The following is a 14,926-nucleotide window of genomic DNA, read 5'->3' as shown; positions in this document are numbered from 1 at the left end:
AACGCGGCGCGATGCCGCGATTGGCCTCCCGGAAAGAGAAACGGCCGGGTAGCCCGGCCGTTTCGTCTGCGTGGAAGCAGGGATCAACCCTGCTTGGGCACGTCGGGCTTCGGCGCAGTCGGCGCCACCGGAGCGGCCGGAGCTGCAGCGGTCGATTCCCAACCGCAGGTCTTGCCTTCGTTCTGCTGCTTCAGCCACTTCTGCAGCGGATCGAAGTACTCCAGCACCGCGGAGGCGTCCATCTTCTCGCCGCCGGTGAGTTCCTTCAGCGTCTTCTGCCACGGCTGGCTGGCACCCTTGCTGAGCATCGCCTGGAAGCGCGCACCGGCTTCCTTGTTGCCGTAGAAGCTGCACTCGTACAGCGGGCCCTTGTGGCCGGCGGCATCGCACAGCGACTTGTAGAACTGGAACTGCAGCACGTGCGAGAAGAAGTAACGCAGGTACGGCGTGTTGCCCGGCACGTGGTACTTGGCGCCCGGATCGAAGAACTCCTCGCCGCGCGGTGTCGACGGAGCGACGCCCTGGTACTTGGCCTTCAGGTCCCACCATGCCTGGTTATAGTTGCCCGGCTTGATCGAGCCATCGAACACGCCCCAGCGCCAGCGGTCGATCATCAGGCCGAACGGAAGGAACGACACCTTCGCCAGCGCCATGCGCATCTGCGCGTTGATCACGGCTTCGTCGCTGACCTGCTGCTCGCCGGCCAGGCCGATCGACTGCAGGTACTTCGGGGTCATCGCCAGCACGATGGTGTCGCCGATGGCTTCGTGGAAACCGTCGTGCGCGCCCTGCTGGAACAGCGGCGGGAGCTTGTTGTAGGCCAGGTAGTAATAGACGTGGCCCAGCTCGTGGTAGATCGTGGTGAAGTCTTCCTCGTTCGGCTTGATGCACATCTTGGTGCGCACATCGCCGGCCATGTTCATGTCCCACGCGCTGGCGTGGCAGACCACGTCGCGGTCGCGAGGCTTGATGAACTGCGTGCGGTTCCAGTAGCTCTCCGGCAGCTTGGGCATGCCGAGCGAGGTGTAGAAGTCCTGCGCGCGCTCGGTCATCAGCTTGGCCGAGGCGAGTCGCGCGTCCTGCTCGATCTGCGCCAGCTCGCTGGGTGCGCGCTTGCCCGGGTTCTTGGCCAGTTGCGCCTCATGCGTGGCGCGGTACTGCGACTCCAGCGCGCTGGTGATCTCGGGAACGCTGGCGTTCGGATACGGCGCCAGGATGTCCCACAGGTTGCCCCAGTCCTGCTGCCACATGTTGCCCATCAGGTGGGCAGGCAGCATGTTCCCCGCGACATGGCCGCGGTCGTTGCCGTACTTCGCTTCCAGGCGCGTGCGCGCGTAGCAGTGCAGCTGTTCGTACAGCGGCTTGACCTGACCCCACAGGCGGTCGCTCTCGGCGGCGATTTCCGCCGGCGACATGTCGTAGCCGGAGCGCCACAGCTCGCCGGTGTCGGCGAAGCCCATGTCGCGCGCGCCTTCGTTCACCAGTTCGACGAAGCGCGTGTAGTCCTGGCGCATCGGCTTGGAGATCGTGTGCCAGCCCTGCCACGCCTGCAGTTGTTCGTCGTAGTCGCGGCTGTTGCGCAGCACGTCTTCCAGGTCGCCGAGCTGGCGGCACTGCTTCGCGTCGCCTTCGCCACTGCAGTACGTGCCGGCGCCGTACATCTGTTCCATGCGCGCGGCGATCTGGGTGAGCTCTTCCAGATGCTTGGGATCCTTCGGCGGCGGCATCGCGGTGCCCAGCTTGAGCAGCTGGATCGCGCGCGCCGTTTCCGGCGACATCTGCTGGCCTTCGAACTTCAACGACTGGTCGATCCAGCTCTTGAGCTGCGCGAGGTAGCGCTCGTTCGCCTTGGCGGCGAGCAGGCCGCTGTCGTCGTTGATGTAGGTGGACGACAGCCACTGCGCGGCGGTCATCTCCGGATACATCTTCCGGTACTCGTCGTTGACGCGCGCGACGAACTGGTCGGCGGTCTCGCCTGCCGGCGCGGTGGTCGGCGCTCCGCCGGTCGTGGTCGGGGTCGGTTCCTTCTTGCAACCGCCCAGGCCGATCACGGCCGCGGTGATGGTAAGCGCGAGCAGGGCGCGTACGGGTTTCATGCTGTTCTCTCCGGGTTGGTCTGCGCGCGCGCGGCGGGCAGGCCCCGGAAGGCTAGAGGGCGCGCTGCGGCAGTGCAAGGGAACTGCCGGTTGGTGCGGCGCAGCGAAACGTGCGTGCCGTGCGCGAACGGGGGACGAAGCGGCGCGGAGGCCGTGTTCAGGCCGGCAACGACAGCGCCCGGGCCTGCGCATCCGCCAAACCGCGCACATGCAGCCACTGCCAGGCGATGTCGGAATCGTGCTCGAAATAGGCGCGCGCCGAGCCCAGCCGGAAGGTGTAGCCCCAGCCGTCCATGTCGGCCAGCACGCGGTCGCGGCCGACGCCGGGCAGGGCATCGCCCAGCAACGCCTGCAGCACGCACACGGCGTCTTCTTCCTCGATCGAATCGGTGGCGTCGGTGTGGACCTGCGCACGTCGCTCGGGCGGCAACACGATCAGGTGCGCCGCTTCATGCAGCAGCGAATGCACCGGCGTATCGCCGCGTGCGTAGACGTTGTGGCCGATCAGGCCCGCTTCGCATTCGCCCCAGTAGCTGCCGGGAATCGGCTGGCCGTCATCGATGCGATGCAGTTGCAGGCCATAGCCGGCGAGAAGCGCGGCGACGGCGTCGAAGTCGATGTCGGCGAGAGTAAGCATGGTGTTGCGGATCGAGCGTATGGCGTGCGGCGCGATGGCGTTGCAACGATGGCGATGCGTCGCTCGCGCCGGGACCACCCCTCTCCCGCGGGGAGAGGGGCGTGGGCGCGTTCACGCCTGCGCGGGGTTTTCCGGCAGCGCGACCGAGATGTCCAGGACCTTGCTGTCGCCTTCGCCGATCAGGTCCACCTTCACGGCTTCCGCGTCGACGTTGATGTACTTGCGGATCACCTCCAGCAGCTCGCGCTGCAGCATCGGCAGGTAATCCGGGCTGTTGCCGCCGCGGCCGGCGCGCTCGTGCGCAACGATGATGCGCAGGCGATCCTTGGCGATCGAGGCAGTCTGCTTCTTGGCGAGCAGGAAATCGAACAGTCCCATCCTCAACCTCCGAAGATCTTGCTGAAGAAGCCCTTCTTATCAGCAGTGGTGAAACGCATCGGCCGGGTGTCGCCCAGCAGTCGCGCGACGGCGTCGTCGTAGGCCTGGGCCGCGTTGGATTCGGTTTCCAGGATGACCGGCTCGCCCTTGTTGGACGCGTTGAGCACGTCCGGCGATTCGGGGATCACGCCGATGGTCTTGAGGCCGAGGATTTCCTCGACGTCGCCGACCGACAGCATTTCGCCGGTTTCCACGCGATTGGGGCTGTAACGGGTGAGCAGCAGGTGTTCCTTGATGCGCTCGCCGTTCTCGGCGCGGCGCGTCTTGGACGCGAGCAGGCCGAGGATGCGGTCGGAGTCGCGTACCGAGGAGACTTCCGGGTTCACCACGACCAGTGCCTGGTCGGCGAAGTACATGGCCAGGTAGGCGCCTTTCTCGATGCCCGCCGGCGAGTCGCACACGATGTAGTCGAAGCCGTCGGCGACCAGGGCGTCGAGCACCGTCTGCACGCCTTCCTTGGTCAGCGCGTCCTTGTCGCGCGTCTGCGAGGCGGCGAGCACGTACAGGTTCTCGAAGCGCTTGTCCTTGATCAGCGCCTGCTTCAGGTTCGCTTCGCCGTTGACGACGTTGACGAAGTCGTATACCACGCGGCGCTCGCAGCCCATGATCAGGTCGAGGTTACGCAGGCCGACGTCGAAGTCGATGACGGCGACCTTGTGGCCGCGGCGCGCGAGGCCGCAGGCAAGGCTGGCGCTGGTGGTGGTCTTACCCACGCCGCCCTTGCCTGAGGTGACTACGATGATTTCGGCCAAGTTCAAATCCTCCGGTAATGCGGTCTCAATCCAGAGCCGCGATCTTTAGTTGTTGGTCTTCGAGCCAGACCTGCACGGCCTTGCCGCGCAGTTCCTTGGGAATCTCTTCCATTACTTTGTAGTGCCCCGCGATCGCGACGAGTTCGGCATGGAACTCGCGGCAGAAGATGCGGGCCTGTTCGTTGCCTTGTGCGCCGGCGAGGGCGCGTCCACGCAACGGACCGTAAATATGCACCGAGCCGTCGGAGATGACTTCCGCACCGGCACCCACCGTTGTAAGAACGGTCAGGTCGCGGTTTTCAGCGTAGATCTGCTGGCCCGAACGCACGGGCGTGGACTGGATCATGCCTGGTGCGCTGTTCGATGCCGGCGTCGCGGCCGCAGGCGGCGCGCCCTTCGCAGCGGATTTCGGCACGGGTTCGGGCTCGCGGCGCGGTGCGGGTGCGGCCGCTTCCGGTGCGGTGCCGGACTCGTCGCGCTCGTAGGAAGCGCGGAATTTAGCCAGCAGAGGCAGGCCCAGCGCTTCGGACAGGCGTTCGGTCTCGGCGGTGCCGTAGGCCAGGGCGACCGGCAGCACGCCGGCTTCGTGCAGGCCCGCGATCAGCGCCCGCGCGGTGGCTTCGTCCGGCGTGCGGGTGAGGCCGCCGAAATCGATCACCACCGCGGCGCGCGCGAACAGCTTGGGCGCGCGCTGCACGCGGCCGCGCATCTCTTCGACGAGGCGGGAGACATCGAGGGTGCGGATGCGGAGGTTCGCGATGCCGACTTGGCCGATCTTGAGTTCGCCAGCCGGCTCGAAATCCACGGCCGCGCTCACAGGGCGGTTCCCGTGGGCCGACGGGCGTGCGCGGGACCGGACGAGGTGCGCGGACGCGTGATCCACGGCACCTGCGGCAGGGCGTCGCCGTAGGTCTCGCGTACCCAGCCGAAGCTGCACAGCGGTTTCATCAGCATGGCGGCGCGCACACCGGCTTCTTCCATCACGTGCTGACCGACCTCATGGAAACCGAAGCTGCCGTGGAAGAGCAGGGCGGGATCGTTGGTGCCTTCGAGGAACACCTCGCAGGCCATTTGCGGGTAGCGCAGTTCGGCGTAGCTCTGCGCATCGGCGTAGAACGCGCGGCCGACACCACCGCCGCGGCGCCGACTGGCCACCACGATGCGGTCGATGTAGAAGAAATTCGGGTAGCGCTCGTGGAACCAGCGGAAGTTGCTGCTGTCATGGTCCGCGTGGCTGCCCATGCCGATCAGGAAGCCGGCGAGGGCACCGTCGCGCTCGGCGACGCGGAAGTACTCGGCGGTATCGAAGAAGTGACGCAGTCTGGCCGCATCCAGCGGGAGGATGGCGGGACCGGCGGCGTTGTTGAGGGCAAGGACGGAATCCAGCTCGTGCTCTCGCACGTCGCGGACGACGATCGACATTCCAGACTCCAGCTATTACTCGGCCCGGACGCATGGCACGTCCGGATGGGCGATTATCGCATGGCCGTCACGGTCGGGCGACCCGGGCTTCGGATATGAGGCATGACTTTCGGACGGCTCCACAGACCCTTGATACCGTTAGCATGCCGGCATGCTGGCCCGCCTCAACCACACCCGACTGCTGCGCTACGCGGGCCTGTTCACCTGGGGCGCGGTAGGGCTGTGGCTGCTCAACGTCTGGCTCGACCCGGCCATCCTGGCCCCTGAAACCGAGGGCCCTGCGGCCCTGCAGGTGCTGCGCTGGCTGGCGGTCTACCTGGCCTTCGGCGCCGTTTACTGGTGGATCACCCGTCAGCTGGGACAGCGCAGGCCGGGCCCGGTGGACCATTTCCTGCTGCTGGTCCTGACCGGTTGCGCCATCGGCGTGAGTTATTTCTCCGGAACCGGCCTGGGCAGCATCCTGCTGATGGTCGTGGCCGGCCTGCTGCCCTGGCTGATGCCGGTCCGGTGGGGGCTGGCGTGGCTGATCGGTGGCAATGTCGCGATCATCCCGGTGTTCGTGAAGGCACTGGATTTCCCCCTGATGTCGGCGATCCTGCAGTCGCTGGGCTACATGGGTTTCTCCAGCCTGGTCTTCGTGACGGCCCTGGTCGCACGCCAGCAGGCCGAGGCGCGCGAGGAGCAACGGCGCCTCAATGCCGAGCTGCGCGCCACTCGCGCCTTGCTGGGGGAGAGCGTCCGCGTCAACGAGCGCACCCGCATCTCACGCGAGCTGCATGACCTGCTGGGCCACCACCTCACCGCGCTCAGCCTCAACCTGGAAGTGGCCGGGCACCTGTCCGAGGGACGGGTCAAGGAGCACGTCCAGCAGGCGCATACGCTGGCGCGCCTGCTGCTGACCGACGTGCGCGAGGCCGTGAGCCAGCTGCGCGAGGGCGGTGCGATCGACCTCTCCGCCGCGCTGCTGCCGCTGGCCGAGAACGTGCCGGCGCTGGACATCCACATGGACATCCAGGCCCCGCTGACCCTGGACGACCCCGAGCGCGCGCACGTGCTGCTGCGCTGCACCCAGGAAATCATCACCAATGCCGTGCGCCATGCGGGCGCGCGGAATCTGTGGATCAACGCCGGACGCCATGCGGACTGCATCGTCATGAGCGCACGCGACGACGGCCACGGTGCCGACAACCTCGTCGCGGGCAACGGCCTGCGTGGAATGCGCGAACGCCTCCAGCAGCACGGTGGCGACCTTAAAATCGAAACCCGGCCGGGGGCAGGCTTCTGCCTTCACCTCACGCTGCCGACATCGGCGGCCGCGGCCGCTGCCTGCGAAGGAGCCATCGCATGATCCGTGTGTTGATAGTCGACGACCAGACGCTGGTCCGGCAGGGCGTCCGTTCGCTGCTGGCGCTGGCCGAGGGCATCGAAGTGGTGGGCGAGGCAGGCGATGGTCGGCAAGCCGTCGAATTGATTCCGCAGATCCAGCCGGACGTCGTCCTGATGGACATGCGCATGCCGGTGATGTCGGGACTTGAAGCGCTGCAATCGCTGGCGCGCACCAACAACCTGCCGCCGACGATCATCCTGACCACCTTCGACGACGACCAGCTGGTGCTGGCCGGATTGAAGGCCGGTGCCAAGGGCTACCTGCTCAAGGACGTTTCGCTGGAGCAGCTGGTCAGCGCGATCCAGGCCGTCGCCGACGGCGGCTCCCTGGTGCAGCCGGCGGTGACCCAGCGTCTGCTGTCGGGGCTGGAGCACATGCGCAACGACTTCGTCAGCCTTGACCGACCGGATCCGCTGACCGAGCGCGAGACGGAAATCCTGCGCTTGATGGCGGGTGGTTTCTCCAACAAGGAGATCGCCAACTCGCTGGGCGTGGCCGAGGGCACGATCAAGAACCACGTCTCGAACATCCTGTCCAAGCTCGGCGTACGCGACCGTACCCGCGCGGTGCTCAAGGCCTTCGAGCTGCAGCTGGTCTGACCGCAGGATGCCCGGCCCGGCGCAGCGCGCCGGGCGTTCGCGCGCATGCGAGCCGATGGCTCGCAGACATGCGCGCTCACCCCGTCCAAGCTCGGCGTGCGCGACCGTACCCGCGCGGTGCTCAAGGCCTTCGAGCTGCAGCTGGTCTGACCGCAGGGATGCCCGGTCCGGCGCAGCGCGCCGGGCGTTCGCGCGCATGCGAGCCGATGGCTCGCAGACATGCGCGCTCACCCTGTCCAAGCTCGGCGTACGCGACCGTACCCGCGCGGTGCTCAAGGCCTTCGAGCTGCAGCTGGTCTGACCGCAGGATGCCCGGCCCGGCGCAGCGCGCCGGGCGTTCGCGCGCAGGTACTCAAGGCCTTTGGGCTGCAGGTGATCCGACCGACACGATCTCCGGCCCGGCGGGCGTCGCTTCCGGGGGAGCTGCCGGCCCAGCGTAGGCTTTCGGCGCCAGCTGAGCCGGGGGTAAAGGGACGCTCCCCGGCCGTGCAGCTTGCCGAACTTGTCTTTGCGGCAGCGGTCCCACGGCCCGTGCCCGGCAACTCGATTTTCTTGCATCGGACGGCTGCCCCGTCCGCGGCTTCCTTGATACGATTGCCGGTCTGTGCCCCGGTCCAACCGGGTCCGGCCCTCGGAGAAACCTGAATGACCCGCCTGATTGAGATTTTGATTTCCTTGGCAATCGTTGCCGCGCTGTTCCTCGTCGTAGGCATCGCGCTGCCGTCGAGCCGTCACTTGCAGCACTCGGTTGAGACCAACCGCAAGTTGACGATCGTGTACGACACCCTCAATAGCATGCGCCGCTTCAAGGACTGGAACATCCTCGTCCTGAAGGACCCGCAGATGAAGCTGACGCTGTCGGGCCCGGAATCGGGCGTGGGTGCGCGTCTGGACTACGACTCCAAGGAAAAGGGCCTGCGCCAGGGTAGCTGGGAGATCACCGCCAGCGAGCCGGGCAAGCGCGTCGCCTATGCGCTGACCGACATCGAGCCGGGCAAGAACAAGCGCACCGAGTTCACCTTCAAGCCGACCGGTCGCGGCGGCCGCAACGTCGAGATCAACCAGACCTACGACGTCGACTACGGCTGGAACCTGATCGGTCGCTACGCTGGCCTGTACGTCAGCAGCAGCGTCGGCGAGGACATGAAGATGAGCCTGGGTCGCCTGACCAACATGCTCGCCGCCGTGCCGAACTTCGACTACGCCGAGCTGAGCAAGGACGACCCGGCGCGCGCGCCGAAGATCGTCGACCGTCCGGCCGAGAACCTGCTTGTCGTGACCGCTGCCGTCGAGCGCACGAACGAGAAGGTCATGGGCCAGATGAACAGCAACATCGAATGGATCAAGAAGGTGATGGCCGCCAACGGCCTGGAAGCCGATGGTCCGGTGCGCATCATCACGAACGAGTTCGGTTCGGATATGTACTCCTTCGACGTCGCCCAGCCGGTTCGCAAGATCGGCGCGACGGGTCCGGCCACCAAGCTCGACATCAAGCTCGAAGGTCCGGTCACCGCCGTGTTCAACGAGGCCGGTCGCGTTGCGATGGTGCCGGGCTTCAAGGGCCACATGGCCAACCTGCCGAAGGTGCGCGATGCACTGCGCGGCTGGTCGCTGACCCACGGCTACGAGACGGTCGACCGTCCGTACGAAGCCTGGAAGTCGGGCATTGCCGGCGGCTTCACCGAGGAAGGCGACTTCGACGTGTTCTGGTCGGTCAAGTAATCCCGCCAGCACCGTTTCGGGAACAACGCGCCGCGGATTCCGCGGCGCGTTTTCTTTTGGGGTTGCGTGCGGGCTGTTATCGTGGCGACTGTTCGCCAAGCCGGGCACGTGCATGACCCATTACCCGAGCCTGCATTCCGCTCCACTCGCCACGCGCCTGCTTGCGGCTGCCGGTGCGCTGCTCGCCGCGGCATCGGTCGCGATGGCGGCCTATGCGGCGCACGCGGCTCAGGGCGTCGACGCCTCCCGCATGCACAACGCAGCGCTGTTCGCGTTCGGTCACGGCATCGCGCTCGCGACGCTGGCGGCCCGTCGTCCGCGCGCGCTGCGCACGTTCGCACTGTCCACGCTGCTGCTGGGGACGCTGCTGTTTTCCGGCAGTCTCGCCTTGGCGGTGTTCGCTGGAACGCGGACCACGCTGGCGCCCATCGGCGGAATGGCGATGATCGTGTCCTGGTTGTTGATCGCCATCGACGCCCTGAGGCACTGACCATGCCGCGCCATTCGCGGGGATTCGACACCGAAGCGGCGCATGCGCATCTGCTCAAGCGCGACCGGAAGCTGGCGCGGTGGATGAAGAAACTGGGGCCGATCGAGGCCGATGCGCGTTGGCGCAAATCGTTCGATCCGGTCGACGCACTTGCGCGCGCCATCCTCTACCAGCAGCTCAGCGGCAAGGCCGCTGCGACGATCGTGGGCCGGGTGGAAACGGCCATCGACAGTGCGCGCTTCCACTGCGACACGCTCGCGCGCATCGACGATGCGGGCCTTCGCGCGTGCGGTGTGTCGGGCAACAAGGCCCTGGCCCTGCGCGACCTGGCGGCGCGCGAGGCGCGTGGCGAGATCCCGGACCTGCGCCGCATGAGCACCATGGACAACGACGCCATCATCGCGGCGCTGGTGCCCGTGCGCGGGATCGGCCGGTGGACGGTGGAGATGATGCTGATGTTCCGCCTGGGCCGGCCGGACGTGCTGCCGGTGGACGACCTGGGCATCCGCAAGGGCGCGCAGCGGGTGGACGAGCTGGAAACGATGCCGACACCGAAGGAGCTGCTGGCCACCGGCGAACGCTGGGGCCCGTACCGGACCTACGCCAGCCTGTACCTGTGGCGGATCGCCGACCTGGCGGCCGAGGCAAAGACACCGACCCCACGTTCGCAGGGGTGAGCGCAGGCCGTTCGCGGCCGGTTCCAGCGTGATCCTGCAGCGACGCCGGCATGACGCGCGCATGCCTAGACTCGCGTCGCCAAGGACCCTCATCCCTGCAGGAGGTGCGTCATGCGATCGCTCCAACGTTCGGCAATGCGGAAAGCCCCGGTCGTCGCACTGGTTCTCGCCCTGCTCGCGGGTGTCGCGATGGCCGCTCCCTCCAACAAGTGGCGCATCCAGGTCAGCAGCGACGCCGATAGCGACGGTGTCCTGGTGATCCGCCTGGCGCCGACGAATGCGCCGCCGGTGGATGTCACCGTGCAGGTACCGAAGGACGCCGGCGAGAACCACATCGCGCGACTGATCCGCGACAGCCTGCGGGCCAAGTTCGGCGACCGCTACAAGGTCGAGGTCGACGATGGCGAGGACGTGCTGGTGAAGAAGCGCGGCAACAGCGCGGACTTCGAACTGGCGATCACGCAGCAGACCGTCGCCGGAGTGCGGGTCACGCTCGACAAGGAGTGAGCCTCAGGGCCGGTCGTCGGCAGGCCGATCGCGGATGGGTTCCAGCGGACGCACGCGGACCTTGCCCTGCGCATCGACGGGCGGCATGGCGTCGCGTATCAACGTTTCCTGGAACGCCCAGTACTGCGTGGGGCGCCAGAACTTCGGCTGATACCACTCCACGTGTCCGTTGACGTACAGATACGGCGAGCGCGTCGCGGCGGCACGGCTTTGTCCCTTCAACATCACGCGTTCCAGTCGTTCCTGCGCGACGTCGTCGCCGTATTTCGCGTACAGGTCGAGACCGATCGCCGATGCCCGTTCGCGTTGCGACGCATCGAGTTGCGACCAGTAGTGCTCGCGATACGCGAGCAGCTCGGGCGTGCGCCGCTCGCTGGCCAGATCGATCCATGCGTAGGCCATCGCCGGGTCGGATGGCACCCCAAGGCCCTCCCAGTACATGCCGGCGATGAACGCCTGCGATGCCTTGTCCGCGTAGCGTGCAGCCTCCAGGAAGTAAGACAGTGCGCTCGCGTAGTCCTGCTGTGCGTAAGCCTCCAGCGCGAGGTTCCGGTATTGCTGGTCGGGGTGGTAGCGCAGGTAGGTTTCGTCGGCCATGACGTTGCGCTCGCGCCAATGGAGCTGGTCGCCGGCCATCGTTGCGAAGGGCAACTGCAGCACAACGACCAGCAGGGCGATCCGGTAGCGCATCGTCAGGTCCTTTCCAGCGCGGTGGCGTGGGTGCGGCCCGGTTTCTTTACGCCGCCCGCGTGCTGCGGACAAGTGCTGAAATTGCGAATTGGCGCGACGCGCCGGTCAGCCGGTGAAGTACCAATGCCAAGGCTCGTAGACGATGCCGTGCGGGTTGTCGCGCGGATAGCTCATCACGAAGCCGAAGGCCTGCGCGTTGTCGCGCAGCCAGGCGAAGGCGGCGGTGTTCTCGAACGATTCCTCCGCCGGCGGTTCGCCCGGGGCACCGATGTCGAGCGCCAGACCGGAATGATGCTCGCTGTAGCCGGGCGCGGCGTTGACCGTGAGAATCTCCTCCACCGTCAGGCCGCGCGCAAGCTTGCGTTCGAAAATGCCGAGCTGGTAATCGTGGCTGCGATAGCCGGAAATCGCCTCCAGCACCAGGCCGTCGCGCTGCGCGGCCTCGCGCAGGTGCGTCCACGCGCGCGCGGCTCCGACGTGCAGCCACAACGGACGGCGATAACGGTCGAAACCGGCGAAGGCCAGCCAGTCCGGTTCGGCCACCAGCGGCAGACCGGTGCGTTCGCCGTACTCGCCATCCAGGCCAAGCCCGTGCAGGCGTTCTTCCAGGCGATCCAGCGGCAGTTCGCGCACGTGTTCGATGCCGGCGCGCAGGTGCGCGGGCGGCGCTTCGATGGCATCCAGTGCGGCGTCCAGGCCGGGTTCGCGCCGGAGCTGCGGAATCAGCGCGAGCAGCCCTTCGGGCAGGTCGGCCGCGAGGTACCGGCCGTCGCGCTTGCGGCGTAGCACATGGCGTGCGCGCGCCAGCGCCCGCGCATCGAAATTGCTGCGCGCGCGCAATAGTCCACTGGGCCAGAGTTCGATCTCCGGCGTATTGATCAGGATCCTGGGCTGGCCGCGCATGGGCCGCAGGTTAACCGCACGGGGCAGGCGATGCCATGCAGTCGCGGGGCCCGGTTCAGGCGGGGCGTTTGAGCACCGCGCGCAGATGGTCGAACGGCGTCACCGGTATCACCGACACCAGTTCCCAGCCTTCCGCGCCGAGGCGGTCGAGTTCTTCCTGCAAACGCTCGCTCACGGCCGGGCCGAGCATCCGCGGCACGATTTCGATGACCTGATACGTCCAGTTCATTGCGACTCCTCATCCGGAACAGGGGGCGGGTTGGGCAGGCGGCCTGCCTTGCGCAGCGCATCGCGCAGCACGTATTCGATCTGGGCGTTGAGGCTGCGCAGCTCGTCGTCGGCCCAGCGCTGCGCCGCCGCCAGGACATCGGCGTTGATGCGCAGGGGATAGGCCTTCTTCTCGCTCATCGGCGGCCGCGTCCCATCGAGACCAGCAGGATCACGCCGAGTCCGTTGACCGCCACCACCATCGCCACGATCACCGCCAGCCGGCGCGTGCCGTTGTCGCCCGCCCAGAACAGGCCCACGGCGCCGGCAAGGATGGCCAGCCCCACCAGCTGCATCACCCGCGCCAGACGCGGCATCGGTGCGCCCTGCGGGCGGCCCCGGGCCATCAGCCGGGCGACCACGAAAGCCGGCAGGGCGCTGATGGTCAGGATCGCGGGCACGATGAGTTCATGCATTCCGGGCGCGTCCTCAGTACAGCGTGCCGGCGTTGACGATGGGCTGGGTGGCTCGCTCGCCGCACAGCACCACGAGCAGGTTGCTGACCATCTGTGCCTTGCGCTCCTCGTCCAGGTGCACGACACCGTTCTTCTGCAACTCTGCCAGCGCCATCTCGACCATTCCGACCGCGCCGGCGACGATGCGGGTGCGTGCGGCGATGATCGCATTGGCCTGCTGGCGCTGCAGCATGGCCTGGGCGATTTCCGGCGCGTAGGCCAGGTGGCTGATGCGCGCATCGATCACGCGCACACCGGCGTCGGCCAGGCGTTCGGCCAGTTCGTCCTGCAGGTGCTGGCTGATCTCGGCCGCGTGGCTGCGCAACGCCAGCTGGCCTTCCTCGTGCTGGTCGTAGGGGTAGCTGGTGGCCATCGCGCGCAACGCGGATTCGGACTGGATGTGCACGAAGCTTTCGTAGTCGTCGACGTTGTAGACGGCTTCGGCGCTGTCGATCACCTGCCACACGATCACTGCGGCGATCTCGATCGGGCTGCCGTCCAGCTCGTTGACCTTGAGCTTGCCGCTCTCGAAATTGCGCACGCGCTGGCTGACCTTCTTCTTCGTGTAGAAGGGGTTGTTCCAGCGCAGGCCGTTGTCCTTCACGGTGCCCACGTACTTGCCGAACAGTGCCAGCACCGCGGCCTGGTTGGGTTCGACCATGTAGAAGCCGGCCGCCACGAAGATCACGCCCACCACCAGCAACACGGCCACCACCAGCAGGCCCGGGTATCCCCCGGAGACGGCCTTCACGGCCAGCGCGGCGGCCGCCAGGGCGGTGATGACCAGCGCCAGCAGCGTCGGGATGCCGGGCAGGGAACGGATCGGGTTCTCTTTCATCGGACTGTCTCCTGTCGTCGCCTGATGTGATATCAAAAAGATATCAATCGACGCAAGTGACGGCGGAACCGTGCCGACGGGCGGTCGTCAGGGCGTGATCCGGTACAGCGGCGCCGGGATGAATTCCCCGGTGGCGTACAGGCGGCGGCCATCGGCACTCCACGCCAGGGCCTCGGCCTGCGGCAGCCACGGCAAGGCCTGCACGCGGGGCGCGCGGGCGACGGTCTGGCCCCAGTCCTCGTTGCCGCGACGCGGGTAGAGCAGCAGCCAGCGGTAGGTCATCACCGCCAGCGTGCGCGTATCGGGTGAGATGTCGGCGGCGGTGATCTGGCCTTCCAGCCGTGCGCGTTGCGCGTTGCGGCGCAGGGCCTCGGCGGCGGGCTGCGGAACGCCGGCCAGCGTTCCCAGTCGTTGTGCCGTCTGCAATGCCGGACCGCGCGGTCGCAGCGGCAGCGCGAACAGCTCCGGTGGCTGCCGCTTCTTGGAGATCAGCAGTATCTGTCCGCGCTCCGCGTCCACCGCGACCGCCTCGCAGTCGCGCGCTCCGTCGGGCCAGCGGAATGCGATCGACCACGCCGGGCGCACGCGTGCGTTCTCGATGCGCGCCGGCTCCTCGACGATGTGCAGCTGCAGGCTGCGACGCAGGCCCCCGTTGTCGCCGGTGTCGGCGATGAGCAGGTAGTCGCGTCCGTCCAGGCGGAAGGCAGCGATGTCCTCCCAGTCGGTCTTGGTGACGCCTTCCACGCGCATCGTGGCCAGCCGCGTGCCGTCGGTGCCGACGGCGAACAGGCGCTCCGGATTGCCGCCGTCGTCCAGCATCCACAGCACGTCCGGATGCCTGCGCGATGCGGCCAGCCCGCTGATCTCGTCCAGCTGCGGATCGAGCAGCATGCCGGCCAGCCGCGTGCCACGCGTGGTTCCTTCCGGCTCGGGCGCCGGTCGCGCGCACGCGGTCAGGGCCATCGCAAGTGCGAGGGCAATGCAGTGAAGGAAGTCGCGCGGGTGGGGGCCGGGCATCGCGACAGGATCGCATGCGGCCGCGTGCC

The 14,926-nt window shown here is 67.3% G+C and carries 19 protein-coding genes and 1 pseudogene; 7 read left to right on the top strand and 13 right to left on the bottom strand.

What is annotated here, in order from left to right:
• Window positions 1-83 precede the first annotated feature (83 nt).
• The 6 genes from QLQ15_RS16705 to QLQ15_RS16680 all read right to left on the bottom strand — a co-directional run bounded on the left by QLQ15_RS16705 (window position 84) and on the right by QLQ15_RS16680 (window position 5,345).
• Window positions 84-2,096, bottom strand: a complete 2,013-nt coding sequence (locus tag QLQ15_RS16705; RefSeq protein ID WP_283213870.1) for a M2 family metallopeptidase — start codon at window positions 2,094-2,096, stop codon at window positions 84-86.
• A 157-nt stretch (window positions 2,097-2,253) separates the two neighbouring features.
• The gene (locus QLQ15_RS16700; RefSeq protein ID WP_283213869.1) at window positions 2,254-2,733 is read right to left on the bottom strand and encodes a hypothetical protein; all 480 of its coding nucleotides are present in this window, start codon (window positions 2,731-2,733) and stop codon (window positions 2,254-2,256) included.
• A gap of 111 nt (window positions 2,734-2,844) precedes the next feature.
• Complete coding sequence (gene minE / locus QLQ15_RS16695) at window positions 2,845-3,111, bottom strand: cell division topological specificity factor MinE (RefSeq protein ID WP_283213868.1); 267 nt, start codon at window positions 3,109-3,111, stop codon at window positions 2,845-2,847.
• A gap of 2 nt (window positions 3,112-3,113) precedes the next feature.
• The gene (gene minD, locus QLQ15_RS16690; protein ID WP_283213867.1) at window positions 3,114-3,923 is read right to left on the bottom strand and encodes a septum site-determining protein MinD; all 810 of its coding nucleotides are present in this window, start codon (window positions 3,921-3,923) and stop codon (window positions 3,114-3,116) included.
• Window positions 3,924-3,948: 25 nt separating this feature from the next.
• Window positions 3,949-4,740, bottom strand: a complete 792-nt coding sequence (gene minC, locus QLQ15_RS16685) for a septum site-determining protein MinC (protein ID WP_283213866.1) — start codon at window positions 4,738-4,740, stop codon at window positions 3,949-3,951.
• On the bottom strand, window positions 4,737-5,345 hold the full coding sequence (locus tag QLQ15_RS16680; RefSeq protein ID WP_283213865.1) for a GNAT family N-acetyltransferase: 609 nt from the start codon (window positions 5,343-5,345) through the stop codon (window positions 4,737-4,739). The genes minC and QLQ15_RS16680 overlap by 4 nt, the downstream gene beginning before the upstream one ends.
• A gap of 151 nt (window positions 5,346-5,496) precedes the next feature.
• Here QLQ15_RS16680 and QLQ15_RS16675 point away from each other — a divergent pair, with 151 nt between their 5' ends.
• The 7 genes and pseudogenes from QLQ15_RS16675 (at window position 5,497) to QLQ15_RS16645 (ending at window position 10,727) form a co-directional block, all read left to right on the top strand.
• A complete protein-coding gene (locus QLQ15_RS16675; RefSeq protein WP_283213864.1) occupies window positions 5,497-6,693 on the top strand; it encodes a sensor histidine kinase in 1,197 nt (398 codons plus the stop codon).
• On the top strand, window positions 6,690-7,331 hold the full coding sequence (locus tag QLQ15_RS16670; RefSeq protein ID WP_283213863.1) for a response regulator: 642 nt from the start codon (window positions 6,690-6,692) through the stop codon (window positions 7,329-7,331). The genes QLQ15_RS16675 and QLQ15_RS16670 overlap by 4 nt, the downstream gene beginning before the upstream one ends.
• 232 nt (window positions 7,332-7,563) lie before the next feature.
• Window positions 7,564-7,632 (top strand): annotated as a pseudogene (locus QLQ15_RS16665) (DNA-binding response regulator); the annotation flags it as partial.
• Between the two features lie 344 nt (window positions 7,633-7,976).
• Window positions 7,977-9,053: a polyketide cyclase gene (locus QLQ15_RS16660; protein WP_283213862.1), complete on the top strand. Its 1,077-nt coding sequence runs from the start codon at window positions 7,977-7,979 to the stop codon at window positions 9,051-9,053.
• A gap of 112 nt (window positions 9,054-9,165) precedes the next feature.
• Complete coding sequence (locus QLQ15_RS16655) at window positions 9,166-9,543, top strand: DUF423 domain-containing protein (RefSeq protein WP_283213861.1); 378 nt, start codon at window positions 9,166-9,168, stop codon at window positions 9,541-9,543.
• Window positions 9,544-9,545: 2 nt separating this feature from the next.
• A complete protein-coding gene (locus tag QLQ15_RS16650; RefSeq protein WP_283213860.1) occupies window positions 9,546-10,220 on the top strand; it encodes a DNA-3-methyladenine glycosylase family protein in 675 nt (224 codons plus the stop codon).
• Window positions 10,221-10,355: 135 nt separating this feature from the next.
• On the top strand, window positions 10,356-10,727 hold the full coding sequence (locus tag QLQ15_RS16645) for a hypothetical protein (RefSeq protein ID WP_283213859.1): 372 nt from the start codon (window positions 10,356-10,358) through the stop codon (window positions 10,725-10,727).
• Between the two features lie 3 nt (window positions 10,728-10,730).
• Here the strand turns inward: QLQ15_RS16645 and QLQ15_RS16640 are convergent, their stop codons facing one another.
• From QLQ15_RS16640 to QLQ15_RS16610, 7 genes are all read right to left on the bottom strand, one after another.
• Complete coding sequence (locus QLQ15_RS16640) at window positions 10,731-11,417, bottom strand: SEL1-like repeat protein (protein WP_283213858.1); 687 nt, start codon at window positions 11,415-11,417, stop codon at window positions 10,731-10,733.
• Between the two features lie 105 nt (window positions 11,418-11,522).
• Window positions 11,523-12,320: a M15 family metallopeptidase gene (locus QLQ15_RS16635; protein WP_283213857.1), complete on the bottom strand. Its 798-nt coding sequence runs from the start codon at window positions 12,318-12,320 to the stop codon at window positions 11,523-11,525.
• Between the two features lie 55 nt (window positions 12,321-12,375).
• On the bottom strand, window positions 12,376-12,549 hold the full coding sequence (locus QLQ15_RS16630; RefSeq protein WP_283213856.1) for a DUF4177 domain-containing protein: 174 nt from the start codon (window positions 12,547-12,549) through the stop codon (window positions 12,376-12,378).
• Window positions 12,546-12,728: a type II toxin-antitoxin system antitoxin gene (locus tag QLQ15_RS16625; RefSeq protein ID WP_283213855.1), complete on the bottom strand. Its 183-nt coding sequence runs from the start codon at window positions 12,726-12,728 to the stop codon at window positions 12,546-12,548. Before QLQ15_RS16625 ends, QLQ15_RS16630 begins: the two co-directional genes overlap by 4 nt.
• Complete coding sequence (locus QLQ15_RS16620) at window positions 12,725-13,003, bottom strand: hypothetical protein (RefSeq protein ID WP_283213854.1); 279 nt, start codon at window positions 13,001-13,003, stop codon at window positions 12,725-12,727. The genes QLQ15_RS16625 and QLQ15_RS16620 overlap by 4 nt, the downstream gene beginning before the upstream one ends.
• A 13-nt stretch (window positions 13,004-13,016) precedes the next feature.
• Window positions 13,017-13,880, bottom strand: coding sequence for an SPFH domain-containing protein (locus tag QLQ15_RS16615; protein ID WP_283213853.1), 864 nt, complete (start codon window positions 13,878-13,880; stop codon window positions 13,017-13,019).
• A gap of 87 nt (window positions 13,881-13,967) precedes the next feature.
• Complete coding sequence (locus tag QLQ15_RS16610; RefSeq protein ID WP_283213852.1) at window positions 13,968-14,843, bottom strand: SdiA-regulated/phytase-like domain-containing protein; 876 nt, start codon at window positions 14,841-14,843, stop codon at window positions 13,968-13,970.
• Between the last annotated feature and the right edge of the window lie 83 nt (window positions 14,844-14,926).

The sequence above is a fragment of the Lysobacter stagni genome (assembly GCF_030053425.1).
Classification (GTDB): domain Bacteria; phylum Pseudomonadota; class Gammaproteobacteria; order Xanthomonadales; family Xanthomonadaceae; genus Lysobacter_J; species Lysobacter_J stagni.
The sequence above is the reverse complement of the archived record's forward strand: the minus strand, read 5'-3'. Positions and strand labels throughout refer to the sequence as shown.

Bases quoted from the DNA above. Each gene is read 5' to 3' on its own strand.
- QLQ15_RS16680 (WP_283213865.1), bottom strand. From the start codon at position 5,345: ATGTCGATCGTCGTCCGCGACGTGCGAGAGCACGAGCTGGATTCCGTC.
- QLQ15_RS16645 (WP_283213859.1), top strand. From the start codon at position 10,356: ATGCGGAAAGCCCCGGTCGTCGCACTGGTTCTCGCCCTGCTCGCGGGT.
- QLQ15_RS16660 (WP_283213862.1), top strand. From the start codon at position 7,977: ATGACCCGCCTGATTGAGATTTTGATTTCCTTGGCAATCGTTGCCGCG.
- QLQ15_RS16670 (WP_283213863.1), top strand. From the start codon at position 6,690: ATGATCCGTGTGTTGATAGTCGACGACCAGACGCTGGTCCGGCAGGGC.
- QLQ15_RS16620 (WP_283213854.1), bottom strand. From the start codon at position 13,003: ATGCATGAACTCATCGTGCCCGCGATCCTGACCATCAGCGCCCTGCCG.
- QLQ15_RS16640 (WP_283213858.1), bottom strand. From the start codon at position 11,417: ATGCGCTACCGGATCGCCCTGCTGGTCGTTGTGCTGCAGTTGCCCTTC.
- QLQ15_RS16610 (WP_283213852.1), bottom strand. From the start codon at position 14,843: ATGGCCCTGACCGCGTGCGCGCGACCGGCGCCCGAGCCGGAAGGAACC.
- QLQ15_RS16615 (WP_283213853.1), bottom strand. From the start codon at position 13,880: ATGAAAGAGAACCCGATCCGTTCCCTGCCCGGCATCCCGACGCTGCTG.
- QLQ15_RS16655 (WP_283213861.1), top strand. From the start codon at position 9,166: ATGACCCATTACCCGAGCCTGCATTCCGCTCCACTCGCCACGCGCCTG.
- minE (WP_283213868.1), bottom strand. From the start codon at position 3,111: ATGGGACTGTTCGATTTCCTGCTCGCCAAGAAGCAGACTGCCTCGATC.
- QLQ15_RS16675 (WP_283213864.1), top strand. From the start codon at position 5,497: ATGCTGGCCCGCCTCAACCACACCCGACTGCTGCGCTACGCGGGCCTG.
- QLQ15_RS16705 (WP_283213870.1), bottom strand. From the start codon at position 2,096: ATGAAACCCGTACGCGCCCTGCTCGCGCTTACCATCACCGCGGCCGTG.
- QLQ15_RS16650 (WP_283213860.1), top strand. From the start codon at position 9,546: ATGCCGCGCCATTCGCGGGGATTCGACACCGAAGCGGCGCATGCGCAT.
- QLQ15_RS16635 (WP_283213857.1), bottom strand. From the start codon at position 12,320: ATGCGCGGCCAGCCCAGGATCCTGATCAATACGCCGGAGATCGAACTC.
- QLQ15_RS16630 (WP_283213856.1), bottom strand. From the start codon at position 12,549: ATGAACTGGACGTATCAGGTCATCGAAATCGTGCCGCGGATGCTCGGC.
- QLQ15_RS16625 (WP_283213855.1), bottom strand. From the start codon at position 12,728: ATGAGCGAGAAGAAGGCCTATCCCCTGCGCATCAACGCCGATGTCCTG.
- QLQ15_RS16700 (WP_283213869.1), bottom strand. From the start codon at position 2,733: ATGCTTACTCTCGCCGACATCGACTTCGACGCCGTCGCCGCGCTTCTC.